Annotated in this window: 10 protein-coding genes; 2 read left to right on the plus strand and 8 right to left on the minus strand. The window is 42.1% G+C overall.

Annotated elements, in window-relative coordinates; genetic code table 11:
* Positions 1 to 30 precede the first annotated feature (30 nt).
* The 6 genes from FCV43_RS08390 to FCV43_RS08415 form a co-directional block, all read right to left on the minus strand.
* Positions 31 to 3480: a hypothetical protein gene (locus FCV43_RS08390; RefSeq protein WP_136994874.1), complete on the minus strand. Its 3450-nt coding sequence runs from the start codon at positions 3478 to 3480 to the stop codon at positions 31 to 33.
* 143 nt (positions 3481 to 3623) lie between these two features.
* Positions 3624 to 4622 carry an ABC transporter ATP-binding protein gene (locus tag FCV43_RS08395; RefSeq protein WP_017052034.1) on the minus strand — a complete coding sequence of 333 codons (999 nt, stop codon included), beginning with the start codon at positions 4620 to 4622 and terminating at the stop codon, positions 3624 to 3626.
* Positions 4623 to 4632: 10 nt separating this feature from the next.
* Positions 4633 to 5586: an ABC transporter ATP-binding protein gene (locus FCV43_RS08400; RefSeq protein WP_017052033.1), complete on the minus strand. Its 954-nt coding sequence runs from the start codon at positions 5584 to 5586 to the stop codon at positions 4633 to 4635.
* Positions 5583 to 6530 carry an ABC transporter permease gene (locus tag FCV43_RS08405; protein WP_431188286.1) on the minus strand — a complete coding sequence of 316 codons (948 nt, stop codon included), beginning with the start codon at positions 6528 to 6530 and terminating at the stop codon, positions 5583 to 5585. Before FCV43_RS08405 ends, FCV43_RS08400 begins: the two co-directional genes overlap by 4 nt.
* A gap of 53 nt (positions 6531 to 6583) precedes the next feature.
* Positions 6584 to 7558, minus strand: a complete 975-nt coding sequence (locus FCV43_RS08410) for an ABC transporter permease (RefSeq protein WP_017052031.1) — start codon at positions 7556 to 7558, stop codon at positions 6584 to 6586.
* A 57-nt stretch (positions 7559 to 7615) separates the two neighbouring features.
* Positions 7616 to 9250 (minus strand): ABC transporter substrate-binding protein, encoded by a 1635-nt coding sequence (locus tag FCV43_RS08415; RefSeq protein WP_136994878.1) that lies wholly within the window; start codon positions 9248 to 9250, stop codon positions 7616 to 7618.
* A 431-nt stretch (positions 9251 to 9681) separates the two neighbouring features.
* On the opposite strand from FCV43_RS08415, the gene FCV43_RS08420 reads away from it, so the two are divergent.
* Positions 9682 to 10455 carry an amino acid ABC transporter substrate-binding protein gene (locus FCV43_RS08420; RefSeq protein ID WP_136994880.1) on the plus strand — a complete coding sequence of 258 codons (774 nt, stop codon included), beginning with the start codon at positions 9682 to 9684 and terminating at the stop codon, positions 10453 to 10455.
* A gap of 81 nt (positions 10456 to 10536) precedes the next feature.
* On the opposite strand, the gene FCV43_RS08425 is transcribed toward FCV43_RS08420, so the two are convergent.
* A complete protein-coding gene (locus FCV43_RS08425) occupies positions 10537 to 11727 on the minus strand; it encodes an RICIN domain-containing protein (RefSeq protein WP_206380323.1) in 1191 nt (396 codons plus the stop codon).
* 416 nt (positions 11728 to 12143) lie between these two features.
* On the opposite strand from FCV43_RS08425, the gene FCV43_RS08430 reads away from it, so the two are divergent.
* On the plus strand, positions 12144 to 13715 hold the full coding sequence (locus FCV43_RS08430) for an ATP-binding cassette domain-containing protein (protein WP_136994883.1): 1572 nt from the start codon (positions 12144 to 12146) through the stop codon (positions 13713 to 13715).
* Positions 13716 to 14195: 480 nt separating this feature from the next.
* Here the strand turns inward: FCV43_RS08430 and FCV43_RS08435 are convergent, their stop codons facing one another.
* Positions 14196 to 16793 (minus strand): DEAD/DEAH box helicase, encoded by a 2598-nt coding sequence (locus FCV43_RS08435; protein WP_136994885.1) that lies wholly within the window; start codon positions 16791 to 16793, stop codon positions 14196 to 14198.
* Positions 16794 to 17767 lie beyond the last annotated feature (974 nt).

A 17767-nucleotide genomic window follows, 5' to 3' on the forward strand; every position in this document is an offset into this window, starting at 1 on the left:
AGTGTTAAGTAAGGATAAGTTTACCTCACTCTATTTTTGACGGAGCATCGTATTTGGAATAGACACAACTACTTTACTGATTTTATCTGAACGCTCAAATAACTCAGAACTCAGTTCAGCAGGAATCAATAAAGAGTCCAGTTTTTGCTGAGATCCATCTGCAAAATGCACCTCTATCTCTTCGGCATTTTGTTCATTCACTTGGTAGATAAATGGCACTTGGCAATAAGTGAAGGCTAATTCATCCGCTTTCACAACAAAACTTTGTGCATCACCAGCCAGTGTCTGACAATTAAATGTAAACGGCTTGTCCAAAAACTCACGACGAGCGAGAAGCGATGGTTTAATCGCGATTGAGCCATTTATCACTTCAATACCCAACTCACCAAAACGAGTCATCACTTCTTCTTTCACTTGTCCTGTCATACCTGGCTGCTGAGCACCAGAATGTTTTGGAGTATGTGAATACGGGTCTGTTGGGAATGCGCCATAATTTTGTGGCGTTTTGTTAAAACCAATACCAGCTCGTACTTTATAGTAATAATCAGCAAGCTTAGCAGTAACCATGCTATTCGGATCTAACTCCCACGCTTGTTGGTAATTCTCTTGTACTGCAAGCAGAAGTTTTGACACCATATGCCAGTAAATACATCCTAATCCTTCATAGCCAAACATGGTTCCAGAGCGACCTGTAAATGCCTTGTGGTTGAAGACTTGTTCATACAACTCTTCAATGTTCGTCCACTCATCAGCATTTATGGTAGGGAAATCGAGTTTGACTTCATTTAGCGCGGCTTTCAAATAACTACTATTTTCGAAACTCGCATTGAAGTGATAATTACCTTGGCTATCTTGAGCTAAGATGCGCTTATCACTTGTGCGAGTCATCATGCGAAGAAGTTTACTTTGCTCAATCGCCTCTTTCGGCACTCTATTTTTCTGCATGAATGAAGATAGGTCACGATCTGGATAGAGCATGAAACTATTCTGATCCGAGCGGTACATATCGCTAGCAAACAGTTTGTCTAACAGATCAACCGCTTGATTTGGAGATAATACGCCCGAACTTAGAACAGCAACCTGTCCTTCAAGCATCGGGTACAACTCTTCAACGGTCAGACTTTCAGCCGAGCAGCTTAAAATGTTATAAGCATTGTACAGACCATCTTGGCGTAAGTTATTTTGAGTACTTGAATCAAGCACCTGTAAACTCACTGTCATTAGTTTCTCAATCGCAGATCGTTCTACTTTTGTTTTTCCTGAAAACCCGTTCATTCGGTAGACTTTTTGACGATATTCATCCGCCGATTTTTCTAGCAGAGTAAGCATCGCTTTACGCGTTTGGCGAGTGACCGTGTCTTGGCGGATCTCTTTCGCGGCATCAGACAAAGTATTCGTTACTGCTAGCATCCACTCAAACACTTCTTTTGAGATAGAGAATGATTTAGGTGCCTGCTCAAGTAGTTTTTGCATAAATGCCACGTAACGACGCATGTAATATAGCGTCACCATCGATAAACCGTTACCGACAATTGCGTTGTTCGCATCATTCCACTCTGGGCGCTGAGTATTAAGCCAAATACCGCCATCAAGCACCAAATTGCTCAATTTTGCCAGCAGTGGAACCAGCACTTTTTCCATCAAGTTAACCATGTAGACTTCGTTATCGCCACTCATGATCAAGCGACCATCACTACCAATCTCTTCTACTCGCTTCTCGGTCAGTTCTTGTCTCTCTTGATTGAAATCAACGGTATCTTTTGGATTTTCAAACAACGCCTGAACACCACACAGTTCATACGGCACGTTAGCGTAGCTGAAAATGTCACTATCAAGTAATTCCAGAAGATCCTTTTGCTCGAACTTGTCTGCCAATTCTAAGAACTTGAGTAAGTAGATGATCTGGTGATCACCCCAATACCCGATATTGCTCCATGGGTCATCGGCTTCTAGTAATTCCCAATCCACACCGTCTTTGGTAATGCGGTATGGGTTATACCCATCCAGTGTCGAGGCATTTACGAACTTAGAAATAAACGATTTAATAAACCCAGGATAACTTAGAGCCATCGCTTCCCAGTTTTGGAATATGTCGCGCCAGTTACCTTGGTAAGAGAGTAAACGCTCACCAAATTCATCTTTAAGTTTAATTTCGTAATGGTTCCAAGGGCGGCTTGGATCACCATGACGACGACCAAAAGTAAGAGGTAAATATTCGTAGCTCAAACGGACTAGCTGTTCATCTCCAATTGCTTTTGCATGGGACACTAATTCGGCATGAGTAAACGTTTCAGATAACTGTGCGAAGAAGTCTTGATGACGACTGAACACTTGCTGATTTGCACGACGCATTGTTTTGATTACATCGGCTTTTTCAAGCATGTAACCATTTTCAAACACGCCACCACGCATATTATTAAAGAGTACATTTGCGTAATGATGAACACTGGTATTTTCATCTGCGGTTAACTGCCACGCATCAGCACCAGACATCAAGTTAACTAACTCTTGTTGGTTCCCTGCGATACTCTGTTCTAGCTCGATTGCTAACGTTGCCGGTGCTAATAGCGCTTTTTGTAAATCACAAACATCCGCGTGATTTTTATCAATATCCGCGACAATCGACCACGTGTTGTTTTGATTGGCTTTTAGGTTGATTGATTTATGGATAAGGTAGCTGCCACGAATTCCTTTCGTTAGCGGTTCGTTACGGATCTCCCCACCTCTACGGAATGTATTTAACTGCGTACTGGTCAAAAGAATTTGGCTACAATCATGATCTAAGCTAAAGACCGTTGTTGCTAGCAGTGACTCAGCAGGGTCGGCACGATCACTTAATTTCGCGTACATACTGAACAGCGCTAATGAGCTACCTTCTACCTGCTCATTCCATTTGTATGCATCCACTAATGCGCTACGAGTTTGTAATGCACTAAGCGGAGCTCCCGATGGTAAAAGGTTCTGTAGACCATCAAGAACATCCACTTTTCGTGACGCCCCAGACAAATCTGTCAGCTCAGAGCGACGAACAAAACCAAACTTCTCACTGGTGTTCCAGCTGTATTGAAACTTCAACTGTAAACTATGATTGAGTTCTTCAAATACAAGCTTATCGCCAATCGCATTTTTATACAGGTGGCGCTCTACCTCATATAAACCATCATGGTGAACATTAAACGGTTCCCACAGTGCAACTTTGTTTCCATCTTGAATACGGAAGATAGTTTTTGAGCCCGTGTTTTCAGAACTCTCATGAATGTGATCGACTGACTTATATGGAAAGAGTGCATTCTCCGGACGAATACGTCCCGCAGACAAGCTGCCTGTTGAAGAGATAAATAACCAGTGATCGCTCGAAGAAACAACGCTAATAAAAAACGGTGCCATTTGATCAACATTAGATATTTTGTAGTAACGTTCGCCTAGCAGATCAACAAACTGACCTTCCACTTCAGGCTGTAAAGGGTAATCGTGTTTCATTATTCAGATTCCGATATCTGAATATTCAAATTACCACGGCTTAACGTGTTTTTATAAACCGACTGATAATTCAAATATTCTAAAAGTTTAAATTTATTATGAAAGCGCTTTCTTTTTTGCTTTTTTAAATAAGACCACCAGCGTTATAGGTGATGACAACGCGCGTAGTGATCATCTGCAATTTTTGTTGGCTCTGGAATAGTTTGGGTACACTGCTCCGTCGCTTTAGGACAACGCGTTGCAAAAGGGCAACCAATACTGCTTGGCTTCCACATCGGTATATCACCTTTTTTCACATTCAATTCGCGCTTACCTGCATTCCCAACTTCAGGAACAGCGGCTAACAATAGTTGCGAATAAGGGTGTTGCGGATTTTGCGTCACATTGTCGCTGCTTCCCCACTCCACCATATGTCCGACATACATAACGGCCGTTTTTTCAGCAAAATATCGTGCCGTTGCAATATCGTGAGTGATATACATAAAAGAGATGCCATGCTTATCTTTCAAATCTGACATCAGATTCAAAATACCTAAACGCACTGACACATCAAGCATCGAAATAGGCTCATCCGCTAGAATGACTTCAGGGCTCACCGCGATCGCACGGGCAATTGCGACGCGTTGACGTTGACCCCCACTGAGCTCAAACGGATATTTTTCGGCCGTCTCTTTTACTGGTGAAAGCCCAACCATATCGAGTAGCTCATACACTAATTGCGGAATCGCCTCTTTCTTTGCTCGCTTATGAATCAGCAGTGGACGAGCAATATGATGATAAATCGTGTGTACAGGATTAAGAGAACCGAACGGGTCTTGGAAGATCATCTGTACTTGACGTGCGTACTCAAGCTCACCATTCTCGTCAATGTAATCAGCAAGAGGTTGGCCTTTAAAGTGGATATCGCCAGCGGTCTTATCGTAGATTCGCGTTAAAATCCGTGCGCCAGTACTTTTTCCTGAACCTGACTCCCCAACGATAGCCAGAGCTTCACCTTTACGTAGATCAAATGACACATCATTGACCGCTCGCATCAGGTTACTTTTCACTGATTGACCAAGAGGAAAATCTTTAACCAAGTTTTTTACAGACAAAATCACATCTTTATTGTTGGTATTGTCTACTGTTTTGGTGGTGTCCATTTTCATTCCCTCACACTAAATGACAAGATACGTGGTGACCGCTTGCAATCTCACCCAAGCTTGGTTCGCTCTTGCTACACAGTTGAACACATTCCGTGCAACGCTCTTGGAAGTTACACCCTTCCGGTATATTAAGTAGATTCACAGGGTTTCCAGGAATACCAAATAACCGCTCTTTTGGACCATGAATGGTAGGAAACGAAGAGATCAACCCTTTAGTGTAAGGGTGTTTAGGTTCGCTGAAGACGGTCTTCGCATCACCTAACTCAATCAAGTTACCGGCATACATCACACCAATTCGATCGGCGATTTCACCCATCAAACTTAAGTCATGGCTAATGAACAGAATGGAGAAACCAAATTTTTCTTTCAGCTCATACAGCTCATTCAAAATTTCACGCTCAACAACCACATCTAAAGCCGTTGTTGGTTCATCCATAATGATCAGCTTTGGCTCTAATGCGAGTGCAATGGCAATCACCACACGTTGGCGCATACCACCACTCAATTGGTGCGGAAAGCTCGACATACGATCGCCATGAATACCGACAACATTGAGTAACTCAACACCACGATCATGTGCTTCTTTGTATGGAATTTTACGGTGAGCTAAAATCACATCCGTTAACTGTTCACCAATCGTAATCACTGGGTTAAGTGAGTTCATGGCACTTTGAAATACCACAGAGACATCATTCCAACGGAAGTCACGTAACTGTTTGTCACTCATCTTTAAGATGTCTTTCCCTTTATAAAGAATTTCACCTTCTGAGATTAAAGCTGGTGCTTTGTGTAAACGTGCAATCGCAAATGCTAGGGTACTTTTGCCACAGCCAGATTCCCCTGCAATACCCAGAGTTTCACCGGGAGCAATAGAAATACTGACGTTGTTCACCGCACGCGCGACACCATTTGGCGATACATAATCAACGCAAAGGTTGTTAATTTCTAATACGTTACTCATCTTAAACCTCGACGAATGTCAGCTTCTTTTTTCAGTTTGTGCCACAGTTTGATGTGTGGGCCGGTACGTAGTTTAGGGTTACTGACTTGGTCGATTGACATATTAATCAATGCCAAAGCACCGCCTGTCATCGCAAGTGCGAGTGCCGGAACCAGCATTTCCCACCATGCGCCAGTGTAAAGAGATGACGATGTTTGCGCCCAGTACAGCATCGAGCCCCAACTTACTTCTGTTGCGTCGCCTAAGCCTAAAATACCTAAACCTGCTTCTGAGCCCATGGCATAAATCACGGTACCTAAGAAGCCACCAAATACGATTGACACAAGGTTTGGTAAAATTTCGACCAAGATAATACGAATCTTTGATTCACCCATTACTTCCGCAGAGATGATGAACTCTTTACTACGAATCGCCATGGTTTGTGAACGTATTACCCTTGCCCCCCAAGGCCAGGAGGTTATCCCGAGCAACACGGTTATCACCAGCGACCCGACTTGCCCTAAGAAAGCAGCAAGGACTATCAATAATGGCAATTGAGGAAACACTAAGAATACGTTTGTAATGAAGTTCAAACGATCATCAATTTTCCCACCTAAATAGCCTGATGTAACGCCAACCAGCACGGCGATAGTCATTGCGATCACACCCGCCGATATTGCGACAGTAAGTGACTTTCTTGCTCCATATAACACTTGGCTATAAACATCACGTCCGCTACGGGTACTTCCTAGAAAGTGCTCCGAACTTGGCGCGATATGAGGTCTTGCCACACGCTTTTCCGGGTTATGTGTCGCTAAAACAGGTGCAAATACGGCTCCTATTAGGACAATGGTGAGTAACAATCCACCAATAATCGCGGGTGGGTTACCGTAGAAAAATGCGTACGCTTTACCAAATATTTGCTTAATGTTTTTCCATGAGAACTTAGGTTCACGAACAGGCATATGAGGCTGATTCGAACATTTTTGAGCGTCAATTAAATTATCCATGATGCACCTTAGTTAGAAATTCGTGGATCGAGCCAAACATACAATAGGTCGGCGATGAAGTTAGCAGTCAAAACCGCAGAAACTAAAATGAGAAGAATAGCTTGAATCAGTGGGTAATCTCGGGCCACGATACCTTTCAGCAAAATGTTTCCCAACCCCTGATAGTTAAATACGACTTCGGTCATAATGGAGCCTGCGAATGAGAAACCAATCGCCATCGCAATAGCAGTTGCAACAGGCAATATGGCATTACGACCTGCATAACGATACATGACTCGGAAACTACTCAGGCCCTTTGCTTCAGCCATGGTGACGTAATCTTCCCCTAGTACGTTAATCATCGCATTTCGCATGTTGAACACCCAAGTCGAAATACCCACCACCACCATTGATCCCACAGGTAGGATGGCGTGCTTAGCAACACTGGCAATAAATTCAAAAGTAAACCCTGGCTCTAGCGCAGGATCATACGTATATGCCAACGGTAGTAGTTCCAGTTTTAAGCCAAAGAAATAGAACAGTAAAAGAGCCGTTACTATGTAAGGGAAGTTACTGATAAAGGCCAATACTGGCGGTACCACTTGGCCAAAAAAGCCTTCACGTCGATATGATGCGTAAGTACCGATACTTACCCCAATAATCAATGCCACAATTAACGAGCCTAACGCGAGAAACATTGTCCAAGGCAGTGCCATGGCTAATACATCGGTAACGCTTACAGGAAACATTAAAATTGAAGGGCCAAGATCAAGAGTAAACACACTTTTGATATAAGCGATGTACTGTTCAAAAACATTCCCATCGACGAATCCGTACATTTCTCGCACTGCATCCATTTGAGCTGGATCCATACGACCTTGTGCAGCAGCGAAAAGAGCATCCACAGGATCGCCAGGCATTAAACGTGGCAACATAAAGTTGAAAGAGATAGCGATAAGGAAAGCTGTAAAATAAAAACCAAAACGGCGAACTAAAAACGACATAATAAATCTTTTAACCTAGGAGCTATAATTCATGATTATAGCTCCACTACATATTATTTACTTAAGGTGCAAGTTATTAAGAATAATGACTCGCTTACCACCGTCATACCATACTGGTTGAACATATGGATTTTTTTCACTTGGCCAGCCGACGATCTTCTGCGTGCTGTATTGGAACCACGTTGGGTTAGAGAACAATGGAATAAACGGTAAGTTTTCTGCCGTAAATTCTTGTAGTTCACTTAGGATCTCTTCTTGTTTCTGAACATCACCTGTTTTACCAAAGCTTTCAATCAGCGCATCGATTTTTGGTGAGTTTACACCGTGACCAGCGTGCCAAGTTTTACCAATACGAGATGTTGTGAAGTACTCTTGATATGCAAGAATCGGGTTAGTCGCAACCATTGACCAGTTGATCGACATTTTGTATTTACTGTCTTTCAAGTTGCTGTCATACACAGACCAATCTACGGTTTTAATGTTCGCTTTCACGCCCACTTCTTCATAGTACTCTGTCACCATTTGAACCACTTGGATCCAATCAGTCCAGCCACTGACTACTTCGATATCAAACTCTAGCGCTGAACCATCTTTTTGATCTCGGAAACCATCTCCATCTTTATCAACAAGACCTGCGTCATCTAATAGTGACTTCGCTTTCTTTGCATCATATTGAGTTAAGTACGCGTACTTATTGCTTACTTTTTTATCAATATGAGTTTCATATAATTCGCCAATACCACCGGCATTAAAGTTCGGTGTTGGGTAGCCGTAAGCAGCAATATCAACGATCGCTTCACGATCTAGTGCCATTGAAAGGGCTTGGCGAACACGTAGGTCATCAAATGGTGCTTCTTTAGTATTCACATAAAGGTGAATTGCATCATTCGCTGGGTACCAGAAGTGGTTATTGGCTTTATCTTTTTCAACAAATGTTGATTCAACATCGGCGATAAAGTTTGAACCCCAATCGATCTCACCTTTGATCAAGGCTGGTTGGATTTGTGAGTTATCGTTATAAGAACGGAAGTTAACACAATCCAAGTATGGACGACCTTCAAGGTAGTAATTAGGGTTTCGACACAGTTCCATCTGTTGCGGCTTGATGTATTTAACTGCCGTCATAGGGCCGCTGCCAACAGGGTTAAGGTTCATGAACGTTGTTACGTCAGACACTTTCGACCAAACATGCTTAGGTACGATATGGTAGCGCTCAAGGTTCCATACAAAGGTAGAATCCGCTTCATTCAGATTAAAGACTACTGTGCGATCATCTGCAGCTTCAATGGTCTGAAGGTTCTTCGCTGACCAAATGCCTTTTTGGTCAAATGCAGGAGCATCCTTTGTTAGCATGAAACTAAACGCCACATCTTCAGCCGTTAGCTTAGTGCCGTCAGACCATTTAAGATCAGGGCGTAGAGTAAGTGTCAGCGTTTTTAGATCATCAGAATACACAGCAGACTCAGCCAAACGGTAATCGGTTTTACCTGTCATGTTGTTAAACACAAGTAACGGCTCAAACATTACACCGTGTAACAAATCCTTAGTCGTGTACGGGTTAAAGTTCTCAACAAAGCCTGTATTAATGATTGGAACTGTTAACGTTCCTCCCTGCTTAATATCAGCAGCTTGCACTGAAGTCGCGAGTAGAGCCCCAGCAGCGAGTGAAGCGAGTAAAGTTTTCTTGTGCATCACGTAGTCCTTAGAATGATTATTGGTTTCAAGAAAGCGCTTTCTTTTATGTTCATAATATAAGGTTTTTGCTATTCAGCAATGTTCAAAAGTAGGAAATGAACTATGGATCACAGATTATATATCGCGACAAAGCTTTCATTCAGTTATATCTGAAACCAATTACACTGAATAAACCCTCATTTAATTCAATAAAAACAATAGCATACGAGCGACTCTTCGTTTTATTATAACCCCAAGAAAGATACCAATTAAGTTCACCTCTTCAATGCTCAAGATACCGACTATCACTCTCAATAAAGCCATAACATCCACTGCAAAGACAATTAACCAGGATCAATCACTGAACCAAAAAAGAAAGCGCTTTCTTTTCTTGTTTTGTGAAGTAACATATCAGTGAGTGGTTAGTTAATGATAAAAAGAGGTTTTCCATGATCAAATTCTGGAACGGTAACAAGTCGAAATCTCGACAGCTATACGAGTTAGATATAATAGAAATGTTATTCAATAACAATAAGATAGGTTGTGACAATACCAATTATCCTAGCGCAGAAGATGAAGGTAATATATTCAATACAGGGACAGATGTATTAGTCACCGTAGCAGGAAACCAAAAGTTTATGCCAAACACGTTTCTAGAGTTAGCAGAGCCTCTGTGCAAAGGACTGCTTGGCTGCCGAATCCTTATCATTCGCGATCAAGATAGAGCAAAATTCCATGATATTGACGAGGAAACTCTCAAGGGTTTAATCGCGGGAATACCTAATACTTGGGCTGATGCTGATCTCTTCCGAGCCAATCACTATCAAGTTTTAGAAAAGGGAGAACTCGAAGATGTCTTTCGCTATTTAAAACAGGGGTTGTGTGACTATGTCTCATTAGGGGCAAATGAAGTAGAGCATGTTTTCGATCAGCACGCTCAACACTTAGGAGGGTTAACTATCGATAAAAAGGTGGCACTCTACTACCCAATGCCACTGGTTTTTTATATACACCTTCAACGTACTGACTTACTTGAAGCATTAACCGACAGGATAAAAATTACACAAAACAATGGCCAGTTTGATGCTATTTTTGATAAACACTACGGGAAGGTAATCGAGAATATGAATCTATCTAAACGAAGGTTCTTTCAGCTATCAAATCCATCCTTACCAGCGCACTTTCTTCCGCACATTACACCCACACCCGATACTTTCAGATAATCAGTTTTCAGCTAATCAAAGCAGCTAAGGAACACCATATTGAAAGTATCGAATATGAGTAACGTATTTATATAAAAGGCTCTACTTGGCTCTTAAAGAGAACTTCTCTGTCCCAGAGCCATCTGGAATCGCCATCTGCTGAAGTGTCAAATTATCAATTACTCTTGGGTAGCTAGAAAGTTCAATAGTGGAATAACCCCAATTTTTTGGTGAGTATATCTCGCCAAACTTATACGTCATTGCGTATGGAACCTTTGTATCGTGCGCATAGCCAATGACATGCGTGTATTCATGTGTAAGAGTTCCTACGGCTGTCTTCACATTCTCGTAATTGCTTTCAGCACCATCAATCAAAATTTGGTAACGACCTAAAGATAGGGAGATATACGTATTGTTTGCAGCACCTGTCGAACCATTTCGCACTACCCCTTTGATATACATAGGCTTACTCTGCCCCTGAATATCGCGCCATACCTCTATTGGTTTCACGAGCCCCTTATCGATGATCTGTTGATCAGAAAGCAAAAGTGTCTTAAATTCTGGCGTTCTCATGATTCGTTGAATGCGCGGTAATACCACTTCTAACGCATCTAATCTGTCTTGGTTCATTCCGCTATATGCTTGTAATGCAAAGTTGAAAGCATTGAACGCATAAATATCAGTTTGCCAATAAGGAACGGCCTCTGACACACCATCCAGATCGGTATCAATATCAAAAGTGAACTCGATAGGCAGCGTTGAAAAGTCTATTTTGGAAAGCAATTTCTCATCTTTTTGACTTAGCCACACTTGATCTTCACTACCATCACATCGCCATAGCTCGGCTCTTTCTGTCAGATGATTTTGTCGCCCTGAAGATAAGCAAAAATCGGGTTCATCTTTTATTTTGATTTGATGCTGAGCCGTATAGACAAAACTTTGCATAGGTTGGTTGCTCTCGCACTGTTGCAGCATTAAATCTGCACCCTGAGCAGTCGCATTAACACCTAAGCAAATATTGGCATCTTGTTGTAGTCTAATATTGCCAGTATCGGTATCAAACATGAAAACTTGGTTAGCCCCAGAGGTTTGATCTTCAGTATCACAGCTATTCAGTGATAATCTGGAAGCAACATTAAGTGATGAACGTGGCTGTAAACACTGACCATTTTGGTTTTCCTGTTGTAAGTAAAAGTGACTAGGAAGTGCAACTTCGCTAAATTCACTCGCACTGACTATTGAGCAAAAAGAAGAAAGAATCGAAATTGATAGTAGAGCATAATTTGAACGCATCATTGTCCCTTTGTTTTTATATTTGTTAAGGAGTATCGTACGCTATCTAATTTACAGAACTATCACTTGTATTGAAATATTTGAGACTGTACCCAATATAAAGATTTCAAGTACAGAGCCTTAATCTCTTTAATCCACAACCAACTTGTGACCAATGCCACTTGTTTGAAAACAGAAGCTAGCTATACTCTAAGCATCATTTCTTAAGGAGATTACGCCAAAATGAACAACTAAACCTGTCATCCATTTCTCATATATTTTTTTGGATACACAGGGTTAGTAGGCGTAGCTCACTTTCAACTATTTCTTTGCATCGTACTTTTTATACCTGACACTTTTGTGCTTTTTGCATCGATCTCATTTCTAAACTTTTCGTGTTGCTGCGGCTGTTGTCCCTGTTATACAGGAGGCAAATTATGCCAATTTTAAAAGCTAACAATATCAGCCATCAATTTAGTAACGGCGAACAACTCTTCCAACAAGTCTCATGCGTGATGAATAAACGTCATGTCGGTTTGGTCGGACGTAATGGTGTAGGAAAAACCATACTTGCATCGATACTATCAGGAGAAACAACGCCTTCGAGCGGGGCCGTCACAGTACCGAAGTCTTTTGCGATTTATCGTCAGCAACCATCAGAACTACTTTCTGGTGAGTGCTCAATTGCCCAATTTTTGGGTAAAGAGTTAGTACTTAATGCTCTCAAACAGATTGAGTCCGGGGATTGCTCAACGAAATGGTTTGATTTGGTTGGATCTGAATGGGAGGTAGAAGCTCGACTCAAGCAGCAGCTTGCAGCAATGGCGCTACCACAAAACCCAAACTTCCCTTGCTCTCAACTCAGTGGTGGCCAATTGGCTCGCTTACAGCTGTGGCAATTGTTTGAAGGAGATACCGAGCTGCTTATCCTCGATGAACCTTCTAACCATCTCGATACGCATGCAAAGCAATGGTTAATTGAATCTATAAAGGACTTTAATGGATCAATCCTACTCATTAGCCACGACCGTGAATTGCTTCGAGAAATGGAAGAAATCTGGGAACTCTCCAGCCTTGGGCTACTCGTGTTTGGAGGCAACTACGATTTTTATTCCCATCGAAAACATGTCGATCTACAAGCGGTTGAAAGGCAGTTAGCCACAGTCACTAAGCAGAAAAAGCAATTAGAGGCACAAACACAGCGAAACCGAGAAAAAGCACAACAAAGAGCCTCTCAAAGTAACAAGTTGCGCAGAGATGGCAGTCAGCCAAAGATGTTATTAGATGGTAAGAAAGAGAGCGCCGAGGATCGGTTTTCTAGTCGTAATAAAAATGATCAACTTCGAAAAGCACATTTGCAGCAAAAAGAGCAAGCGTTGAAGTCGAGACATGAAAAAATGAAACACCAAAAGCTATATTTAGCTGACAGCTCAAACCGCTCTCGCAAAGTCCTATCAATACATGAGGGTATGCTCATATTTGGTTGTACGGTGCCGATTACACTGCAAATTTTTGCTAATGATAAAGTACATCTCACCGGTAACAATGGTGGCGGTAAATCGACACTACTTAGAACGCTGCTAAGTGATCTTCCCTTACTCCAAGGAGATCTGCAAGTGAATACACCTCTGTATTACCTCGATCAGCACTTTGGAACCATTCGTCATAATTTATCAATGTTAGATAACCTAGTGCAGCATTGCGAAGGCATGAAAATGCATGAGGCTCGAACTCTATTAGCGGGTATTGGCTTTCGCCGCGACAGCGTGTTTCGTCTTGGTGAAATACTAAGTGGTGGCGAGAAGATGAAACTAGCGATGTTGATTGTCAGTCACCAACCCACTAAGCCCCTGTTACTGCTCGATGAACCAGATAACCATTTGGATCTCGATTCGAAAATCATGCTCGCTCAAGCATTAAACGCCTATCGAGGCGGGTTTATTCTCGTCACTCATGATCAGGATTTTGCTGCCGAGTCGGGGGGATGTCGTCAACTTGAACTGAAGTAAAAGTGTCCAGATGAGAAATGAAGCGGGACATCACCTTTGCTCCGCTTCACTCGAATTGGGATTGCCTAATAACAGGGGAATTACCATTGTGCTACCTTGCAGCGCAGGAAGCGCAGGATGATTTTCAAGGCTCTAGATACGAAAAAACCGCTGTAAAAACAGCGGTTTTTTCTTTAAAAGTGGTGGAGGGATAGGGATTTGAACCCAACCACTAAAAAATTAAATGCTTATTCTACAATGAGTTGTCGTTATGTTCGAAAATCATTTTAATCGTTTGTATTGTACAGATTAAACCTTACTTCACCATTTAACGTCAAGATATATACGATTTTTAAGTTAGTTAACTTACTAACTTTGTCCCTCAAACTGAGTGCCGACACACTTTTGGACAGAGAAATCTAGAGTGACAACTCTAGTTTTCTCTGTTGGTATTAGTGTCAGCAAGAAACTCTACGGGACAACAAAATGAACAAACAGTGACTAAGCAACCACTTCAAGTATCTTCGAAGCATTTTGACTCATAAGTAGTTTTTTGATGCTTTCTACATCTAGTTGCTCAGTTATCAAGATATCAGCAGCTTCAGATCGCCATACTAAGTCCCCTGGCTCTTGAAACGAAGCCCTTAGCCTTCTGATTACATCTAGGACTTTTCTAGACCAGTCTTTAAAATCACTTAAGCTCCAATACATGACTTCTGCCAAATGAGGATGCCCTCCACTTTTCACTTTCGTTACTGGAGATAATAGTATTGGTATGATTTCAACCTTATCTGAACTACAAGAATCAACATTCGACTTCATCCAGTTAGGATGAGTTGCAACTTGCCTTGCTTTGGTCGCGTGTAACGTATCACTTTCAGCATTGGCGTGGTCTTCAAATACAAAACACAAATCAGCTAACTGCCACCATGGATCAGGGGACGCATCTGCTTCAACTTTATGTGCATCAAACCCAATGTGCTCGCCTAATAGTCTGTGTGCTTCCTCAAACTCTCTGTCAGAGTTCAAACCTTCCCTAATTTGTTTTTCCCTCTGTGATAACTTCCGATCATGCATACATCCAAATGAATGTAATAAGGACTCTATATTTTCGACTTGCTTCATAATAAGCAAGTTCTTGGTTTCATCAGCTGACGGCTCTACATTATTTGTATATCGACTTAAGCCAACTAGCCAAGGGATGTCTTTTGCCGCTTTTTTCGCTCGTATAAAGTGCTCTCGTGCTTTAATTTTAGCGTCAGAATACCCATGCTCATTAGCAAGGTATGCCGCTGAGCCAGCCAAGTATTCCCACAAAGCTCTATAGCCTCGTAAATTCCCTGAGGCTAGAGTACCCAGTATTTTTTCTGCTTGGTTCAATGCTTCTTCGTAGTCATATGACCAAAGAGCTTTAACATATTCGATTTCCGAAGGGACGCTATTTGCCAGCTCAGCAATTCCAGGGAAGTTAGTTTTCGATTTAGAAGCTCTTAGTTCAACGATGTCACCATTTACTTCTTCCCAATCCTCACCATTCTCAATAAATATTGAAAAGTTTTCGAGTAAGTCTTCAGAAGTGCTATCTATCGATTGCTCAACACCGAACTCTAACTCAGCTTGAAGTTCTGGATGAAAGTAATGTCGGCGAGCAGGATCGGCTAAGAAGTCTACAAGTTCAGACCCATTTACTACAACTGCTGAATAATCTTCCAATGATCGGGTGCACCGACCAATAGCCTGAATCACTCTAGTTTGTATTCTCTCGTTGAAGAGGACGTTTGCACCAATCCTGGACATCAAGAACTGCTCTTGCAAGTTTACAGTTTTAGGCAGCCCCTCAATAACTAATAAGCGACATTCGTCTCCAGGAAAATCAATACCATCATATCGATTAGCAATAACTGCTGTTGCACCTTTACTGCTAACAAAAATATTCTTTGAATCTTCAATATCACTAGCTTCAAAGGTTTTTAGAGTGGTTTCTCTATTAACTGTGTCTTTTATCGCCGTTGCTTGTGCTTCACTTGGCACTAAAACCAAACTGCGTTCAGTTTTTTTTAGTAATTCCAAATCAAACTTCAGACAATCGTCCTCAGATAAAGAAAGGGATGGAAACATAAAAAACCGACGACCAACACCTTGTGTATCCCATCCTTCTGGAGTAGCTAGTCGATAAATATTTTTTCTTCCTAAAAGCCTCTCTAAATCTCCTCCTTCACCTAATGTCGCTGACATATATATACGCTGTTTAGCATTATCAAATGAAGAATGAGCCCAGGTCGGCGCAATCAAAGGACGAAGCAAGAAACCTTTAGAGGACATGTATAGATGGCATGCCTGAACATTTGCTCTAAGCATTGACCACGAGTATTTTAGCTTAGTACCGTCAGTGTACTCATCTAGAACATCTACCAAGTCATCCTTGATTTTATGTAGTATAGGCGTTGGCAACTTATCAACCCAGCCCTGATCATAAGGGCTTTCCCAACTACCAGCTAGCCTTGAATAGCTTGTACCATCTAAATAAGGTCGAACTAGCGAGCATAAAGCTTCGTGAACAGTTTTGTGGGCATCACAAAACCTTTCAACCTCTAAAGACCATAGCGTTGAAACATAATTTTCTGCCGCATGTGCATCATCAACAATTATGATATCAGGGTCATCAAAAAATGGATTAGTGTTGAAAACGCTACTATACGTGGTGACAGCAACAGCCATTCCCTGCTTGTATTTTGCGACAGCGCTAGGATCATAGTTTGCCTTTTTGCCAGTAAAGCCTAAGACGGACAACCCATACTTGGTTTCAGCTTGTTCGACAACTTGATTTACTAACTGTTTAGTTGGGCAGAGGTAGACAATTTTCTCGTTGTTCTTTCGACGACGCCATTCAGCGATCAGTAAACCTACTAATGTTTTTCCACTGCCTGTTGGTAACTGTAAAGCGACATCACTATGATTCTCTGCTTCTTCTGCATACCTTTGCATCATCGACTGCTGGTGGGGGAGAACATCTGGATATTTGCGCCGAGGTAGCTCCCTAAATAATTGGTCAGGACTTAACGAGGCCACATGACGCGCCCCGCGCTTTTTAAAGGCCATAACTATTCCTTTTTATTACTCTGAAATTTTTAATCTTACATCTTATATGACTTGAGTGGCTATGCGCTCGATCACTTAAATCACTTTAAAGATAGGTTAAAAGTTTTACTTAATAATCTCTGGCTATAGCTATGCACTAACTTACTTCGGGGCATATGCTAGTTAGCAATAGGAGGGCAGCAATTTAAGGATGTTTGAGCGATCAGATTTAGCAATACCAATCAAATCTGAGGGTGTAGAAGCGATCGAGGCGGCTACTTAAGGTGACTGAGTGATCAGAATTTGCATATCTTGCCCAGTCGTAGGGTGCAGGAGTGATCAGGACGGCGACTTAAGGTGTTTGAGCGATCAGATTTAGTATATACCAATCAAATCTGAGGATGTAAGAGCGATCGGGGCAGCGACTTAAGGTGCTTGAGCGATCAGATTTAGCATATACCTATCAATCAGAGGATGTAGAAGCGATCGGGGTAGCAATTTAAGGGTGTTTGAGCGATCAGAATTTGCATATCTTGCCCAGTCGCAGGGTGCAGGAGTGATCAGGGCGGCGACTTAAGGTGACTGAGTGATCAGAATTTGAATATCTTGCCCAGTCGCAGGGTGCAGGAGTGATCGAGGCGGCTACTTAAGGTGTCTGAGTGATCAGAATTTGCATATCTTGCCCAGTCGCAGGGTGCAGGAGTGATCGGGGCGGCGACTTAAGGTGTCTGAGTGATCAGAATTTGCATATCTTGCCCAATGGTAGGGTGCTGGAGTAATCAGGACGGCGACTTAAGGTGCTTGAGCGATCAGATTTAGCATATACCAATCAAATCTGAGGGTGTAGAAGCGATCGGGGCAGCAATTTAAGGGTGTTTGAGTGATCAGCATTTGCATATCCTGCCGAGTCGCAGGGTGCAAGAGTGATCGGGGCGGCGACTTAAGGTGTCTGAGTGATCAGAATTTGCATATCTGGCCCATTCCAGGGTGCTGGA

The organism is Vibrio genomosp. F6, assembly GCF_005146325.1.
Taxonomy (GTDB): Bacteria; Pseudomonadota; Gammaproteobacteria; order Enterobacterales; family Vibrionaceae; genus Vibrio; species Vibrio cortegadensis.

Coding starts and splice junctions, on each gene's coding strand:
- FCV43_RS08390 (WP_136994874.1), bottom strand. CDS start 3,480: ATGAAACACGATTACCCTTTACAGCCTGAAGTGGAAGGTCAGTTTGTT.
- FCV43_RS08395 (WP_017052034.1), bottom strand. CDS start 4,622: ATGGACACCACCAAAACAGTAGACAATACCAACAATAAAGATGTGATT.
- FCV43_RS08400 (WP_017052033.1), bottom strand. CDS start 5,586: ATGAGTAACGTATTAGAAATTAACAACCTTTGCGTTGATTATGTATCG.
- FCV43_RS08405 (WP_431188286.1), bottom strand. CDS start 6,530: ATGCCTGTTCGTGAACCTAAGTTCTCATGGAAAAACATTAAGCAAATA.
- FCV43_RS08410 (WP_017052031.1), bottom strand. CDS start 7,558: ATGTCGTTTTTAGTTCGCCGTTTTGGTTTTTATTTTACAGCTTTCCTT.
- FCV43_RS08415 (WP_136994878.1), bottom strand. CDS start 9,250: ATGCACAAGAAAACTTTACTCGCTTCACTCGCTGCTGGGGCTCTACTC.
- FCV43_RS08420 (WP_136994880.1), top strand. CDS start 9,682: ATGATCAAATTCTGGAACGGTAACAAGTCGAAATCTCGACAGCTATAC.
- FCV43_RS08425 (WP_206380323.1), bottom strand. CDS start 11,727: ATGCGTTCAAATTATGCTCTACTATCAATTTCGATTCTTTCTTCTTTT.
- FCV43_RS08430 (WP_136994883.1), top strand. CDS start 12,144: ATGCCAATTTTAAAAGCTAACAATATCAGCCATCAATTTAGTAACGGC.
- FCV43_RS08435 (WP_136994885.1), bottom strand. CDS start 16,793: ATGGCCTTTAAAAAGCGCGGGGCGCGTCATGTGGCCTCGTTAAGTCCT.